15 protein-coding genes are annotated in these 13,932 nt (G+C 69.6%); all 15 read left to right on the forward strand.

Annotated features, from left to right (window positions below):
- The first annotated feature begins 35 nt into the window (after window positions 1–35).
- Entirely contained in the window at window positions 36–1,385 is a 1,350-nt protein-coding gene (locus BMW85_RS34390) for a Rieske 2Fe-2S domain-containing protein (protein WP_091089970.1), read from the forward strand.
- 10 nt (window positions 1,386–1,395) lie between these two features.
- Window positions 1,396–2,586 (forward strand): Gfo/Idh/MocA family protein, encoded by a 1,191-nt coding sequence (locus tag BMW85_RS34395; RefSeq protein ID WP_091089973.1) that lies wholly within the window; start codon window positions 1,396–1,398, stop codon window positions 2,584–2,586.
- Entirely contained in the window at window positions 2,570–3,538 is a 969-nt protein-coding gene (locus BMW85_RS34400) for a PDR/VanB family oxidoreductase (protein ID WP_091089974.1), read from the forward strand. The genes BMW85_RS34395 and BMW85_RS34400 overlap by 17 nt, the downstream gene beginning before the upstream one ends.
- Window positions 3,539–3,571: 33 nt before the next feature.
- Entirely contained in the window at window positions 3,572–4,573 is a 1,002-nt protein-coding gene (locus tag BMW85_RS34405) for a DODA-type extradiol aromatic ring-opening family dioxygenase (RefSeq protein ID WP_091089977.1), read from the forward strand.
- Window positions 4,574–4,605: 32 nt separating this feature from the next.
- Window positions 4,606–5,685: an amidohydrolase family protein gene (locus BMW85_RS34410; protein ID WP_091089980.1), complete on the forward strand. Its 1,080-nt coding sequence runs from the start codon at window positions 4,606–4,608 to the stop codon at window positions 5,683–5,685.
- Window positions 5,682–6,335, forward strand: a complete 654-nt coding sequence (locus BMW85_RS34415; RefSeq protein WP_218156059.1) for an RraA family protein — start codon at window positions 5,682–5,684, stop codon at window positions 6,333–6,335. Before BMW85_RS34410 ends, BMW85_RS34415 begins: the two co-directional genes overlap by 4 nt.
- Window positions 6,332–6,733, forward strand: coding sequence for a RidA family protein (locus BMW85_RS34420; RefSeq protein ID WP_091089982.1), 402 nt, complete (start codon window positions 6,332–6,334; stop codon window positions 6,731–6,733). Before BMW85_RS34415 ends, BMW85_RS34420 begins: the two co-directional genes overlap by 4 nt.
- Window positions 6,726–7,388, forward strand: coding sequence for an RraA family protein (locus BMW85_RS34425; RefSeq protein ID WP_091089984.1), 663 nt, complete (start codon window positions 6,726–6,728; stop codon window positions 7,386–7,388). The genes BMW85_RS34420 and BMW85_RS34425 overlap by 8 nt, the downstream gene beginning before the upstream one ends.
- Window positions 7,385–8,050: an RraA family protein gene (locus BMW85_RS34430; protein ID WP_091089987.1), complete on the forward strand. Its 666-nt coding sequence runs from the start codon at window positions 7,385–7,387 to the stop codon at window positions 8,048–8,050. The genes BMW85_RS34425 and BMW85_RS34430 overlap by 4 nt, the downstream gene beginning before the upstream one ends.
- 27 nt (window positions 8,051–8,077) lie before the next feature.
- On the forward strand, window positions 8,078–8,272 hold the full coding sequence (locus BMW85_RS34435) for a ferredoxin (protein ID WP_091089989.1): 195 nt from the start codon (window positions 8,078–8,080) through the stop codon (window positions 8,270–8,272).
- 422 nt (window positions 8,273–8,694) lie between these two features.
- Complete coding sequence (locus tag BMW85_RS34440; protein WP_091089992.1) at window positions 8,695–9,762, forward strand: ABC transporter substrate-binding protein; 1,068 nt, start codon at window positions 8,695–8,697, stop codon at window positions 9,760–9,762.
- 133 nt (window positions 9,763–9,895) lie between these two features.
- Entirely contained in the window at window positions 9,896–10,678 is a 783-nt protein-coding gene (locus BMW85_RS34445; protein ID WP_091089995.1) for an ABC transporter ATP-binding protein, read from the forward strand.
- A gap of 24 nt (window positions 10,679–10,702) precedes the next feature.
- Window positions 10,703–11,572, forward strand: a complete 870-nt coding sequence (locus BMW85_RS34450; protein WP_091089997.1) for an ABC transporter permease — start codon at window positions 10,703–10,705, stop codon at window positions 11,570–11,572.
- A 109-nt stretch (window positions 11,573–11,681) separates the two neighbouring features.
- Window positions 11,682–12,881, forward strand: a complete 1,200-nt coding sequence (locus tag BMW85_RS34455; RefSeq protein WP_091090000.1) for a cytochrome P450 — start codon at window positions 11,682–11,684, stop codon at window positions 12,879–12,881.
- On the forward strand, window positions 12,878–13,906 hold the full coding sequence (locus BMW85_RS34460) for an alcohol dehydrogenase catalytic domain-containing protein (protein ID WP_091090002.1): 1,029 nt from the start codon (window positions 12,878–12,880) through the stop codon (window positions 13,904–13,906). Before BMW85_RS34455 ends, BMW85_RS34460 begins: the two co-directional genes overlap by 4 nt.
- Window positions 13,907–13,932 lie beyond the last annotated feature (26 nt).

A 13,932-nucleotide genomic window follows, 5' to 3' on the forward strand; every position in this document is an offset into this window, starting at 1 on the left:
TAGGGGCAGGCCGGTGAGTTTGGTGGAGGACCATCATGTTGCGTACTGATTTGAACGAGGCCCTGTCACGGGTGGGCCGGGGCACGCCGATGGGCGAGCTGTTCCGCCGGTTCTGGCTGCCGGCAGTGCTGACCTCGGAGATCGCCGAACCGGACTGCCCTCCGGTACGCCTGCGCATCCTCGGGGAGGACCTGGTCGCCTTCCGTGACACCCGGGGCCGGGTCGGCATCGTGGCGGCCTACTGCTCCCACCGCCTCGCGCCGTTGTTCTTCGGAAGGAACGAGGACTGCGGGCTCCGCTGCGCCTACCACGGCTGGAAGTTCGACGTGGAGGGCAACTGCCTGGAAACCCCGAACGTGCCGGTCGGCGCCCCCGACATCCGCAAGAACGTGGGCATCACGGCCTACTCCGTGCACGAGACCGCGGGTGTCGTGTGGATCTACATGGGGCCGAAGGAGCTCCAGCCGCCGTTCCCGCACCTCGAGTACACCGACGTGCCCGACGACCACGTGTTCGCCGCCCGATGGCTGCAGCGCACCAACTGGTCGCAGGGCCTGGAGGGCGAGATCGACAGCTCGCACATCAGCTGGCTGCACCGTGACTTCGACAGGGAGAACACGAAGCAGAAGTCGGCCGGCGCGCAGATGTCCGAGGACGCGGCGCCCCACATCGAGCTGCGTCAGACCGACTACGGGCTGGTCTACGGCGCCCGGCGCGAGTTCGAGGGGCAGTACCAGTGGCGGGTCACGCAGTTCATCCTGCCCATGTTCAGCCTCATCCCGAGGGCCCCGGGTGACTTCGTCGCGGGCGGCGGGCGCGCCTGGGTCCCGATCGACGACAACCACACCACCGTCTTCACCTTCGGCTACCGGGTCGACCAACCCATTCCGCAGGACGAGCTCGACAGCTACTACCGGAGCGGCGCGCTGTTCCCGCCGCGGATGGAACGCGGCCGGTACACGCTCCCGGACGGCTACGCGATCGACACGTGGCTCCCGGTCGCGAACAAGGAGAACGACTACCTGCTCGACCGGGAGATGCAGCGGACCAAGAACTTCACCGGCATCTGGGGCGTGCACGACCAGGACCGGGCGCTGGCCGAGAACTCCCGCAGCATCGGCGGCGCCGACCCCGGGATCATCGACCGCTCCGCCGAGCACCTGGTGAGCTCGGACCGGGCCGTGGTCGCCGCCCGGCGGATGCTGGTCAACCTCACCGACGCCCTGCGGAAGGGGACTGAGCCCGCCATCGTCGCCAACCCCGAGGCGTTCGGCGTGCGCGCGATCAGCAGGATCAGCCCGATCGCGAGCTTCGACGAGTTCATGGCGGCCTACGGCGCCGAGACGCAGGCGAGCGGCGTCCACGCGCCGGTCCCCGTCGAGTGAGGGGCCGGACATGAACGAGCGCACGCTCGGCCTCGGGCTGATCGGGCTCGGCCTCGCCGGCGGCGTGATGGCCGCGGCCGCGCGTACCCACCCGGGCATCCGCCTGGCGGCCGCCGCCGAGCCCGACCCGGAGCTGCGGCAGCGGTTCGAGCAGGCGGAAGGGGCACCGGCCCACGCCGACATCGACGGTGTCCTGGCCCGGGCCGACGTCGACGCGGTCTACGTGGCCACGCCGCATCAGCTGCACCGCGCGCACGCCGTGGCCGCGGCGGAAGCGGGCAAGCACGTCATCGTCGAGAAGCCCATGGCGCTCAGCGTCGCCGACTGCGACGCCATGATCGAGGCGGCGGCCGCCAACGGCGTCGTGCTGATCGTCGGCCACACCCACGGCTTCGATCCCGCGGTCACCATGATCCGTGACCTGGTCGCCTCGGGCGCCTACGGGCCGCTCGGCATGATCGCCATGTGGAACTACACCGACTTCCTCTACCGTCCCCGCCGGCCTGAGGAGCTGGACAGTGCTCGCGGCGGCGGCATCCTCTACAACCAGATTCCCCATCAGATCGACATCGCGCGCACCATCGCCGACCGGCCGGTGCGGTCGGTACGCGCGACCGCGGCGGTCCTCGACCCGGCGCGCCCCACCGAGGGCGCCTGCGCCGCGCTGGTCGAGTTCGCCGGTCAGGGGACGGCGAATCTGGTCTACAGCGGCTACGACCACTTCGACAGCGACGAGCTGCACGGCTGGATCGCCGAGGGCGGATCGCCGAAGAAGCGGGCTCACGGCGCGGCGCGGCGGAGGCTGGACGGCCTCACCCCGGCAGAGGAGCGACGGGCCCGCACCAGCGACTTCGGGTACGGCGCGCGATCGCCGCTGCCGCCGCCGCATCAGCCGCACTTCGGTGAGCTGGTCGTCACCTGCGCCGGAGCCGACCTCCGCTGCGGCCCGGACGGTGTGATCGCCTACACCGACGACGGGGTCGAAGTGCTGCCCGTCCCCGGCAGGCCGTGGTGGCCGGGCCGAGGGGACGTCCTGCAGGAGCTCGTGGACGCCGTCGTGCACGGACGCGCCGCGTTCCACGACGGTGAGTTCGGGCGGGAGACCGTCCGGACCTGTCTGGCCATCGCCGAATCCGCCCGCGACCGACGCGAGGTGTTTCTCAGTGCACCGGAGGTAGCACGTCATGTCCCAGTCCGGTGAGAACCTCACGGTCCGCGTACAGGCGGTTCGCTGGGAAGCCGACTCGGTCTTCTCCTACGAGCTCCGCCGTCCTGACGGTGCGCCGCTTCCGCCGTTCACCGCCGGCGCGCACATCGACCTCCACCTGGGCAACGGGTTCGTCCGCAGCTACTCGCTCTGTGGCGACCAGGACGAGCCGCACCGCTACGTGGTCGCGGTCAACCGCGACGCGAACAGCCGCGGAGGGTCGTCGTGGATCCACGACCACCTGCACGTGGGGCGGCTGCTGGAGATATCCCCGCCGCTGAACAACTTCGCCCTGGCGGAGGACGCCGAGCGCAGTCTGCTCATCGCCGGCGGCGTCGGCATCACGCCGATCCTCAGCATGGTGCGGCGGCTCAGCGCTCTCGGCCGGGACTGGACCCTGCACCTGGCGGCGCGGACCCGTGGACAGGCCGCCTTCCTCGACGAGCTCACGCGGCTGGCGGGTGACCGGCCGGACCGGGTGCGCCTCCACGTCGACGACGAGAACGACGGCGAGCTGCTCGACCTAGAGGCCGTGCTGGCCGAGGTGGACGACGCCACCCATGTCTACTGCTGTGGTCCGCTGCCGATGCTCGACACGTTCGAGAAGGCCGCCGCCGGGGTGCCGGCGGAACGGCGCCACGTCGAGTACTTCGCCGCCAAGGACGCGCCGGCCACGGAGGGCGGCTTCCAGGTCGAGCTGACCCGGAGCGGGAAGACGCTCGCGGTCCCTCAAGGGGCCACCATCCTCGACACGCTGCTCGGCGCCGGTGTGGACGTGTCGTACTCGTGCACCGAAGGCGTGTGCGGCACGTGCGAGACCCGCGTGATCAGCGGTGTTCCCGATCACCGGGACCTGGTCCTCACCGATCAGGAGAAGGAATCCAACGAGATCATGATGATCTGCTGCTCCGGTAGCAAGAGCGCCCGGCTGGTGCTGGAACTCTGAGCCGTCGGCCGCAGGCGAACAAGGGAGGAACAAGTGGCTGAGATCGTGCTCGGAATCGGCACGTCGCACAGCCCGCTGCTGGCCATCGAGCCCGGGTTGTGGGCGGAGCGCGCCAAGGACGACTACCGCAAGCAGGAGCTCTACCTGGCCGACGGCCGGGTCGTCTCCTACGACCGGCTGGCCGAGGAGACCGGCGGACGCCACGCGCGCGTCGCGACGCCGGAGAACTTCGACAAGCAGGCACTGCGGGCGCAGCAGGCGCTGGACCGGGTGGCCCGGGCCATCGCCGAGGCGGAACTCGACGCTCTCGTCATCATCGGCGACGACCAGGAAGAGCTGTTCAGCAAGGCGCATCTGCCCGCGTTCGCGGTCTTCAACGGGCCCGAGCTGGTGACGCACCCGAAGAACGAGCTGAACCCGAACCTGCCGGGCTGGTACAAGGAGGCGAACAAGGGCTACAAGATGGACACCGTCCATCGGCACCCCGCCGCCGCCGGCCTGGCCGACGGCCTGATCGAGGGGCTCATCGAGGCGGGAGTGGACGTCTCCGTCGCCGGTGAGGTGCTCGACCCGCACAAGGCCGGGTTCGGGCACGCCTACGGTTTCGTGATCGACCGTCTGTGCGGCGACCGGCGGATCCCGATCCTGCCGATCATGCTCAACACCTACTTCCCGCCGAACGTGCCCCGCCCGGGCCGCTGCTACGACATCGGCGAGGTCATCGGCCGGGTGCTGACCGCGCTGCCGGGCGACGAGCGGGTCGGCATCGTCGCCTCGGGCGGGCTGACCCACTTCGCCGTGGACGAGGACCTCGACCGGCGGGTCATCCGCGCGCTGGAGGCCGGCGACGCCGACACCCTGCGGGCCCTCCCGCCGCTGGGCCTGCGCTCCGGCAACTCCGAGATCCTCAACTGGGTGATGGCCGCCGGTGCGCTCACGGGGCTGACCGTGACCGACTCCGAGTACATCCCGGTGCACCGCACCCCCGCCGGCACCGGCATCGGCCTCGCCTTCCTCGTCTGGCAACCCGCCTAGCGGCGCCGCTTCCGCAACCAGGAGTCCCCCTGATGATCATCGATGCGCACGCGCACCTCATCACCCCGCCCGCGGTCTTCGCCGTACGGACGGTCCTGCAGGCGTCGAACGGCCAGCATTCCAAGTCGTGGTACCTGGACCGCTACATCGACGACGCGGACCTCGTGGCGGCCGCGGACAAGGGCGTCCGCCTGATGGACCAGGTCGGCACCGACATCCAGTTCATCTCCCCGCGCCCGTTCGTGCTCATGCACTCGCACCCGGTCGCCAGGGACGTGAAGCTGTGGATCGAGCTGCAGAACGACCTCATCCATCGCACCGTGTCACTGCACCCGACCCGCTACCGCGGGGTGGCCGGGCTGCCGCAGGTGTCCGGCGAGCCGATCGAGATCGTCTTCGACGAGCTCGAACGCGCGATCGGCGAGCTCGGGTTCATCGGCGTGCTGCTCAACCCCGACCCCGACGAGGGAGGCGGCCGCTCACCGCGGCTGTCCGACCCGTACTGGTATCCCCTGTGGGCCAAGCTCGTCGAGCTCCGGGTGCCCGCGCTCATCCACAGCGCCGGCTGTCGTGGCCGCGAGACCTACGACGAGCACTTCGCGACCGAGGAGAGCCTGGCGGTGACCTCGCTCGTGCACTCCGAGGTGTTCGAGAGGTTCCCCGAGCTGAAGCTCATCGTCAGCCACGGTGGCGGCTCGATCCCCTACCAGATCGGCCGCTGGCGGGCGCACTGGTGGCTGGACCTCGCCACCAAGAAGAAGCACATCGCGCAGTACTTCCGTGACCTCGAACACGCGGGGATGAACGGGGAGCAGCTGCCCGAGGCCCCGGCTGACCTCACCACCTTCGACGACGCCCTGCGTCAGCTGTACTTCGACACCGACGTGCACAGCAGCCACTCGCTGGAGCTGCTCTTCCGCACCGTCGGTGTGGACCGCTGCCTGTTCGGCACCGAGCGGCCGGGCAGCGGCGGCGCCATCAACCCCGAGACGGGGCGCTCCTTCGAGGACTTCAAGTACACGATCGACCGCATCGAGTTCCTGACGGACGAGGACCGGAGCCAGATCTACGAGCACAACGCCCGGCGCGTCTTCCCGAGGTTGTCGCTGTGACGGGGACGCCGCCGGCCGATCTGCCGCGGGAGGCCGCCGCGCTGCCGACCGCGACGCTCCACGAGGCGGCCGGGAAGATCGGCGCCCTGCCCTCGGCGGTCAAGCCCGTACGGCCGGGCATGCGCCTGGCCGGCCCGGCGCTGCCCGTCCTCAGCCCTCCGGGTGACAACCTCTGGCTGCATCGCGCCATCTACGCGGCACAGCCCGGGGACGTCCTCGTCGTGGCCTTCGGCGAGGGGAGCGACCCGCTGGAGTTCGGCCACTGGGGCGAGGTCATGGCGGTCGCCGCGCTGGAACGCGGCATCGCGGGGCTGGTCATCGACGGCGGCGTCCGGGACGCCGACCAGCTCGCGACGCGCGGCTTCCCGACCTTCGCGCCGTCCGTCTCCATCAGGGGTACGGCCAAGGACCCCGAGGGGACCGGCGCGGTCGGCGAACCGGTCCGCATCGGCGAGGTGGACGTGCGCCGCGGCGATCTGGTGGTGGGCGACGGGGACGGCGTCGTCGTGCTGCCCGCGGGCCTGGCCGGCGGCGTCGTACGGACGGCCCACGAGCGGGAGACGGCGGAGCAGGAGATCTTCGCCCGGCTCGCGGCGGGGGAGTCCACGCTGGACGTCTACCGGCTGCCGGGGGAGAGGAGCGCGTCGTGAGACGACGCAGCATCGTCGTGCCGGGCCTCGAACACGGGTCGAACCCCATCCCCGCGGCCTCGCGGCGCGGACCGCTGCTGGCCACCGGAGGTGTCCGCGGCGTCGACCGGGAGAGCGGCGTGCTTCCTGCGGACGTCGGCGAGCAGGTCCGCCACGCCTTCGCGAACCTGCGGGCGGTGGTCGAGGCCGGTGGCGGCACCGTCGAGGACGTCGTGCACGTGACGGTGTTCGCCGCGGCCGACGTCCGCGCGCCCGTGAACGAGGAGTGGGTCCGGATGTTTCCCGACGCGGGCTCCAGGCCCGCCCGGCATCTGCTGCGCCAGGAGCTGCCGGGCGGGATGCTCGTGCAGCTCGAAGCGCTGGCGTTCGTGATGGAGGACAGGGAGAGCGATGGCTGAGGATCTTGTAAGGAGGCTCGCGGCACTCGACGCGTGTGCGGTGTCCGACGCGCTCGACCGTCTGGGCGTGACCGGTGTCGCTCTCGGGCTGGCGCCGTTGACGGGCAACCATCGCATCGCGGGGCGGGTCACCACCGTGCGGCTCGTCGAGGCGGGGGAGGCTCCGCCGAGTCCGCGGCACCTGGGCACCGCCGCCGTCGAGGCGTCCGGTCCCGGTGACGTGATCGTGGTCGAGCACGGAGGCCGCACCGGCGTGTCGGGCTGGGGCGGCATCCTCTCTCTCGCGGCGGCGCAGCGCGGCGTCGAAGGAGTGGTCGTCGACGGAGCCTGCCGGGACGTCGACGAGAGCCGTGAGCTGGGCCTGCCCGTCTTCGCCCGGGCCGCCGTCCCGCTCACCGCGCGGGGCAGGGTCGTGGAGCAGGACTGGAACATCCCCGTGACGATCTGCGGAGTCGCGGTGGCGCCGGGCGACCACGTCATCGCCGACGGCAGCGGCGTGGTGTTCCTCCCCGGGGAACGGGCCGAGGAGATCGTCGGCGTGGCCGAGCGGATCGCGGCGCGCGAGCGGACCATGGCCGAACTGGTGAAGGCGGGCGCGCCCGTGTCCGAGGTGATGGGCGCGGGCTACGAGACGATGCTGCAGGAGAACCGATGACCACGACGAGCACCACCGAGCAGATCACCACGGCGTTGCGGGCACTGAGCTGCACCGACGTCAGCGACGCGCTCGATCGGCTGGGCATCGCCGGGCACTGCCTGGGGATCATGCCACTGGACCGGTCGTTCCGCCTCGTCGGGCGGGCATGGACGCTGCGCTACGGCCCGGTCGGCCGTGACCCCGGCACCGTGGGGGACTACATCGACGATCTCGGTCCTGGAGACGTGGTCGTGCTCGACAACCAGGGCAGGCTCGACGCGACCGTCTGGGGTGACCTGCTGACCTACACCGCCGTACGGAACGGGGTGGCCGGCACGGTGATCGACGGAGTGTGCCGCGACGTCGACCGCTCGATCACGACGGCCTACCCGGTCTTCTCCCGTGGCAACTGGATGCGTACGGGAAAGGACCGGGTGCGGGTCGAGGGGATCGGCGAGCCGGTGTCGATCGGCGGCGCCCGGGTCGAGCCGGGCGACTGGCTGCTGGGTGACGGCGACGGCGTCCTGTGCGTCCCGGCCGGGCGGATCGACGAGGTGATCGCGGCGGCGGAGGAGATCCGAGACGCGGAGGAGCGGATCCGGGAGGCGGTCCACGGCGGGCGACCCCTGCGCGCGGCGCGCGAGGAAGTCGGCTACCACCGGCTGCAGACCAAGCGTTGAACGGCGCCCCGAGATGAGAGTCAGTCCATGAGAGTCAGTGTCGACAAGGACGTGTGCGCCTGCACGGGCACCTGTGCCTTGATAGCTCCTGAGGTGTTCGCGATCGAGAACCACAGCGAACTCGTCGTCCTGGATCCAGAGCCCGTCGACGACACACTGCGCGACCTCGTGGTCGACGCCGCGGAGCAGTGTCCAACGGGAGCCATCGAGATCACGGAGTGAGGCCCGGGGAGCCTGCCGATGCTGAACGTATCGGCAGGCTCTTTCGTCATGCGCCGACGCGTCCACTGCACGCCACACCGTTGCCTGTCGCGAATCTTCGTGATAAGTGAGCGGATGAAGGAGTCTTTCACCCGAGGACACCATGGTTTTTGCCGTGCGCTCGCGTGTCGGCACCGATTTGGATAACGGCGAAGTTTCGTCTATTGACACGATATGCCGCAAAGAGGTTAGTATCCCATAACCTCGCAATGCCGCCCGCCACGCGCCACGACGCCGCTCACCGGGACAGGGCACCCTGCGAAGCCGTCCTCCCCGTTCACAAATGATCAATTACCGAAAGATCCAGATGTCGTCCTCGACGGACGCCCTGGCGAAAAGAATCTGGAGGCTGAGCGATGCGCCCTGGCCTTAAGTCACTGGCAATGGGATTGGCCCTGGTCATGGCCGCCACCGGCTGCGGCGGCAATTCGGAGGTCGCGGAAAAACGGGAAGTAAGCGCGTTCTCCACGGCGGGCGACGAGACGCTGCCGCAGGCTCTGCGGCCGAGCCCGCTCAAGGAGCGCAAGACCGTCAAGGTCGCGCTCGCGGCCATGGTCGGCTCCTATGCCGCGCTCGCGGTCGCCGAACGGCTCGGCGAGTTCGAGAAGGAGAACATCAAGGTCGAGTTCGAATTCCTCCCCGCGCAGGACTCGCTCGTCATGATGACGCAGAAGCGCGTCGACGTGCTGGCCTCGCAGATCTCCCCCGGTCTGCTGAACATCATCGGATCGGGCGAGGGCATCCGGGTCGTCTTCCCGGGCGGTGGACGGCCCGAGGACACCGACCAGGGCCTGTGGGTGAACAAGAAGATCTTCGGCGACAACGGCAAGTTCGACCTGCAGGACCTCAAGGGAGCGGACCTCGCCGGCCCCGGGGGCAACCGTCCCGGGCTGTGGGCCACCTTGTTCGAACACCTGAAGACCAACAAGGTCGACATCGGGCCCAAGGACGTGAACTGGCAGGACCTGAGCTCCGCCGACGCCGTCAACGCCCTGCGCAACGGAGCGGTGGGAGCCGCCTACGCGTCGGCCCCCTACCAGGAGATCCTGCTGAAGGACTCCTGCTGCGAGTTCGTCAAGGGAGCGATCTCCCCGGTGGCCGGCGTGTTCTACATGTTCGGGCAGCGGCTGCTGAAGGACGACCGCGACACCGGAACGGCCTTCGTCCGGGCGCTGGCCAGAAGCACGCAGAAGTACCTCCTGAAGGACTACCGGCAGACCGACGAGGTCGTCGCCGCGCTCGCGGAGGCCCAGAAGGTCCCCGAGAAGACCATTCGTGAGGCGGAGCCGTCGGCCTTCGAAGCGGACTACAACCTGCACACCGAGCTCGCGCCCGTCTACCAGGACTACTACCGGGCCATCGACAGCGGGTTGCTCCAGTACAACAGCGATCTGAGCGACAAGGACCTCTACGACTCCTCGTTCGCGGAGTCCCTGCGCAGCTCCGGCTGATCACGAGGACACGCGGCGGGCGCCCCGTCGGAAGGGACGCCCGCCGCACCGTCACAAGAGGTTCGTTGCAGTGAAACGGCCGGCGCCGACCTCCGGGCCTGCCCACGGTCCAACCGGCGAAGCGGGAGTAGTAGTGAACGACAACAGAGTCGCGGTACGTGGTGTGGAGCGGGTGTTCGCCTCCGGCCACGCGACCGTCAAGGCGCTGGGCCCCATCGACCTCGATGTGCGTGACGGAGAGTTCCTCTGCATCGTGGGCCCGTCGGGTTGTGGCAAGTCCACCCTGCTGCGCATCATCGCGGGACTCCTGAGCCCCAGCGACGGTGAGGTGTCGCTGCGCACCACCAGCAAAGAGGCGCCGCTCACTTCCGTGGTCTTCCAGGACTACAGCATCTTCCCCTGGAAGACGGTGGAAGCCAACGTCCGCTTCGGCCTGGACATCGCGAAGGTGCCCGGCTCGGTCTCGAAGGAGCGGGTCTCCCGGTGGCTGACCCGCCTCGGACTCAAGGACTTCGGCGGCGCCTACCCGGCCACCTTGTCCGGAGGGATGAAGCAGCGGGTCTCCATCGCGCGCGCGTTCGCGGTGGAACCGCAGATCCTGCTGATGGACGAACCGTTCGCCGCGCTGGACGCGCAGCTGCGCCAGGTGATGCAGGCGGAGCTGCTCGAGCTCTGGCAAGAGGACGGCAGGACCGTCATCTTCATCACGCACAACCTGGACGAGGCCATTCTGCTCGGCGACCGGGTGATCGTGATGAGTTCCCGGCCGGGGCGTGTGGTCGCCGAGGTCGACGTCCCCTTCGCCCGGCCGCGTTCTCCGGAGATCCGCAGGAGCTCGGAGTTCGCCGAGCTCGAAGGCGAGATCTGGGACCTGCTCAGGTCCGAGATGAAGACGGATCCGCGGACAAGCGCCTGAACGGGACGGCAGAAGAAGGAAACCATGACGGAATTGGCACAATCGCAGCAGCCGGCGCAGGCCGAGCACGGACCTGCCGAGCTGGTCACCAGGACGCCTGATCTCGCTGAGCGCGATCCGGTCCGCTTCCAGCGCCGGCGCGTGCTCATCGACAATCTCCTGCGGTTCGGAACCCCTGTCGTCATTCTTCTCGTCTGGCAGGCCATCTCCTCCAGCGGGCTGGTGGACCAGCGCTTCTGGCCTCCGCCGAGTGAGATCGTCGTCTCCTTCGTGGACCTCGTCTCCTCCGGTCTGGTGCTTGAGGCGGCGGTCAGCACCTTCAGGGTGCTCCTGCTCGGATACTTCGGCGGAGCGCTGGTCGGGATCGTCCTGGGCGTCCTCCTGGGCAGCTTCCGCAAGCTGAGAACCGCCCTTGAGCCCGTCATCAGCGCGCTCTACACCGTGCCCAAGCTCGCCGTGCTGCCCCTGCTGCTGATGATCTTCGGGTTGGGGGAGACCCCGAAGGTGCTCCTGGTCGCGTTCGGCGTCTTCTTCATCGTGGCGATCTCCACGATGTCCGCCGTGGCCGGCCTCGCGGAGGGCTATCTGGAACCGGCACGCTCGTTCGGCGCGAGCCGGATCCAGACGTTCCGCCATGTCACGCTGCCCGCGATGATGCCGGAGGTGTTCACCTCGCTGCGCATCTCGATCGGCACCGCGGTGCTGCTCGTCATCGGCATCGAGTTCGTGCAGGGGCGCGAAGGGCTCGGCTTCCTGATCTGGAACTCGTGGCAGGTGTTCCTCGCGGACCGGATGTACGCCGGCATCGTGACCGTCTCGATCATCGGGGTCGCGCTGCAGTCCGCGGTGACCTGGATCGGGCGGCGCGTCTCCCCATGGGCTCCGCGCCGATAGCGGCCGGCCTCGCCCGCGATCAGGCATCACACATGGTCATTCCGCCCAGCGTCCCGGAGACGAGCGGGCGCACAGATACGGGTTCTGACACGAAAGCAAGGAGACGGCGATGACTGACGCGACACGGCTGCCGACCTTCGACCTCAACGAGCCGGGGACGCAGGACGAGCTCTACGAGCGCTACGCGGACCTGCGCTCGAAGGACAGAGTGGCCCACAGCGATCGTTTCGGTGGCTACTACATGCTGACGCGCTACGAGGACATCAAGGCCGCGCTCACGCAGCCCGACCTGTTCGCCTCCGGCCAGGGCGTCACGATCCCCCACTTCGGACTGCCGATCCCGGCCATCCCCCTGGAGGCGGACCCGCCCGAGCACAAGGCCCTGCGCGCCCTGCTGCTTCCGCTGTTCCGGCCCAGGCAGGTCGCGAAGTTCGGGGAGTACGTCGAGAAGGTCACCACCGAGCTCGTCGACGCCTTCATCGAGCGGGGCGAGGCCGACCTCAAGGCGGAGCTGTGCGAGGTCGTCCCCTCGCGGATGACCGAGCATTTCCTCGGCCTGGGGGACGGTGAGTGGCAGAGGCTGCGCAGCTTCGGCCCGAAGCTGCTGCAGACCTCCCGGGAGGAACTGCTCGCCGAGAACGAGTCGGTCGCTCGTGAACTGATGTCGTTCTTCCGGGAGGTGCTCGACCGCAAGCGGGCCGACCCCCAGGACGACCTGCTCAGCCTGCTCGTCACGGCGGAGGTGGACGGCGCGCCGCTCGCCCCGGACCAGGTGCTGGGCATGGCGATCCTGGTGGGGGAGGCCGGGCACGCCACCACGATCAGGTCGCTGACGAGCACGTTCTTCATGCTGGGCCGCGACACGGAGCTGCGGCGGCGGCTCATCGACGACCCGGAGCTGATTCCCGCCGCGATCAACGAGATTCTCCGGCTCGAAGCGCCGTCGCAGATGTTCGCCAGGACAGTCACCCGGGACTGCGAGTTCGCCGGGCACCAGTTCGAAGCCGGCGACAAGGTCGGGATCCTCTTCGGTTGCGGCAATCGCGACGAGGAGGTCTTCGAGCGGCCGGACGAGGTCGACCTCGACCGCAGGCCCAACCCGCATCTCTCGTTCGGCGTCGGCATCCACCGCTGCGTCGGGGAGCCGCTCGCCCGGCTCGAAATGAAGATCGTGATCGAGCAGGTGCTGCGCCGGCTCCCTGACTACGTGCTGAAGCATCCGGACGACGCCGAGTGGCTTCCCGGGTTCCGCCGGGAGCTGGCCGCCCTGCCCGTGACCTTCACGGCGGGCACCAGGGAGAGCGCATGAGAGCGTTCCGTCTGACCGAGCCGGGCGAGCCGCCGGCGGTCGTCGAGGTGCCCACTCCCCGGCCCGGACCGGGCGAGGTGCTGGTCAAGGTCGCGGGGGTCGGCGCCTGCCACACCGACATCACGCTGATGGACGCCGAAGCCGGCTACACGCCCCCGCTGCCCTTCACGCTGGGACACGAGGTGTCGGGGTGGATCGCCGAGCTGGGCGACGGCGTGACCGGGCTCGACATCGGGCAGCCCGTGCTGATCTACATCTCGTGGGGGTGCGGACGTTGCGTCCGCTGCGCGAGCGGACTGGATCACTGGTGCCACAACGGGGCGAGCCTGGCCGGCATCGGCCGCGACGGAGGGCTCGCCGACTACCAGCTCGTCCCCGACGCGCGTTACGTCGTTCCGCTGCCGGAGAGCCTTGACGTGTTCGAGGCCGGTCCGCTGGCGGACGCCGGCCTGACGCCGTACCACGCGATCCGCCGCTCCGCCCACAAGCTGGCCTCGCCGATGTCGACGCTCGTGGTCGTCGGCGTCGGGGGGCTCGGGCACCTGGCGGTCCAGATCGCGCGGGCGACCTCGGCCGCCACCGTCGTCGCCGTCGACATCAGCGAGGACAAGCTCGAGTTCGCGCGCGGGCTCGGCGCCCACCACGCGATCATGGCAGGGGCCCAGGCCGCGGCGGAGGTGAAGGAGCTGACCGCGGGCCGTGGCGCCGACCTCGTCGTGGACTTCGTCGGAAGCGACGCCAGTGGTGCTTTTTGTGCCGCCGCGGCCGGAAGCATGGCCGAGATCACCCTCATCGGCGGCGCGGGCGGATCGATAACCGTCGATCACCGCTCGCTGCAGCGCGACACCTCGGTCACCCGCTCCGGGATGGGGTCCATTCCCGACCTGCACGAGGTCGTCGCGCTGGCGGCGTCAGGAGCGATCGCAGCCGAGGTGGAGAAGCACCCCTTCGCCGAGGTGGACGCCGTCTACGAGCGGCTCAGGAACGGCCAGGTCAAGGGGCGCGCGGTCATCACGATGGACTGACGCGGGCGGGGCCGGGCGCGCCGCTG

The organism is Nonomuraea wenchangensis (assembly GCF_900111685.1).
Taxonomy (GTDB): domain Bacteria; phylum Actinomycetota; class Actinomycetes; order Streptosporangiales; family Streptosporangiaceae; genus Nonomuraea; species Nonomuraea wenchangensis.

Coding starts and splice junctions, on each gene's coding strand:
- BMW85_RS34435 (WP_091089989.1), top strand. CDS start 8,078: ATGAGAGTCAGTGTCGACAAGGACGTGTGCGCCTGCACGGGCACCTGT.
- BMW85_RS34455 (WP_091090000.1), top strand. CDS start 11,682: ATGACTGACGCGACACGGCTGCCGACCTTCGACCTCAACGAGCCGGGG.
- BMW85_RS34460 (WP_091090002.1), top strand. CDS start 12,878: ATGAGAGCGTTCCGTCTGACCGAGCCGGGCGAGCCGCCGGCGGTCGTC.
- BMW85_RS34400 (WP_091089974.1), top strand. CDS start 2,570: ATGTCCCAGTCCGGTGAGAACCTCACGGTCCGCGTACAGGCGGTTCGC.
- BMW85_RS34450 (WP_091089997.1), top strand. CDS start 10,703: ATGACGGAATTGGCACAATCGCAGCAGCCGGCGCAGGCCGAGCACGGA.
- BMW85_RS34430 (WP_091089987.1), top strand. CDS start 7,385: ATGACCACGACGAGCACCACCGAGCAGATCACCACGGCGTTGCGGGCA.
- BMW85_RS34390 (WP_091089970.1), top strand. CDS start 36: ATGTTGCGTACTGATTTGAACGAGGCCCTGTCACGGGTGGGCCGGGGC.
- BMW85_RS34410 (WP_091089980.1), top strand. CDS start 4,606: ATGATCATCGATGCGCACGCGCACCTCATCACCCCGCCCGCGGTCTTC.
- BMW85_RS34395 (WP_091089973.1), top strand. CDS start 1,396: ATGAACGAGCGCACGCTCGGCCTCGGGCTGATCGGGCTCGGCCTCGCC.
- BMW85_RS34425 (WP_091089984.1), top strand. CDS start 6,726: ATGGCTGAGGATCTTGTAAGGAGGCTCGCGGCACTCGACGCGTGTGCG.
- BMW85_RS34440 (WP_091089992.1), top strand. CDS start 8,695: ATGGGATTGGCCCTGGTCATGGCCGCCACCGGCTGCGGCGGCAATTCG.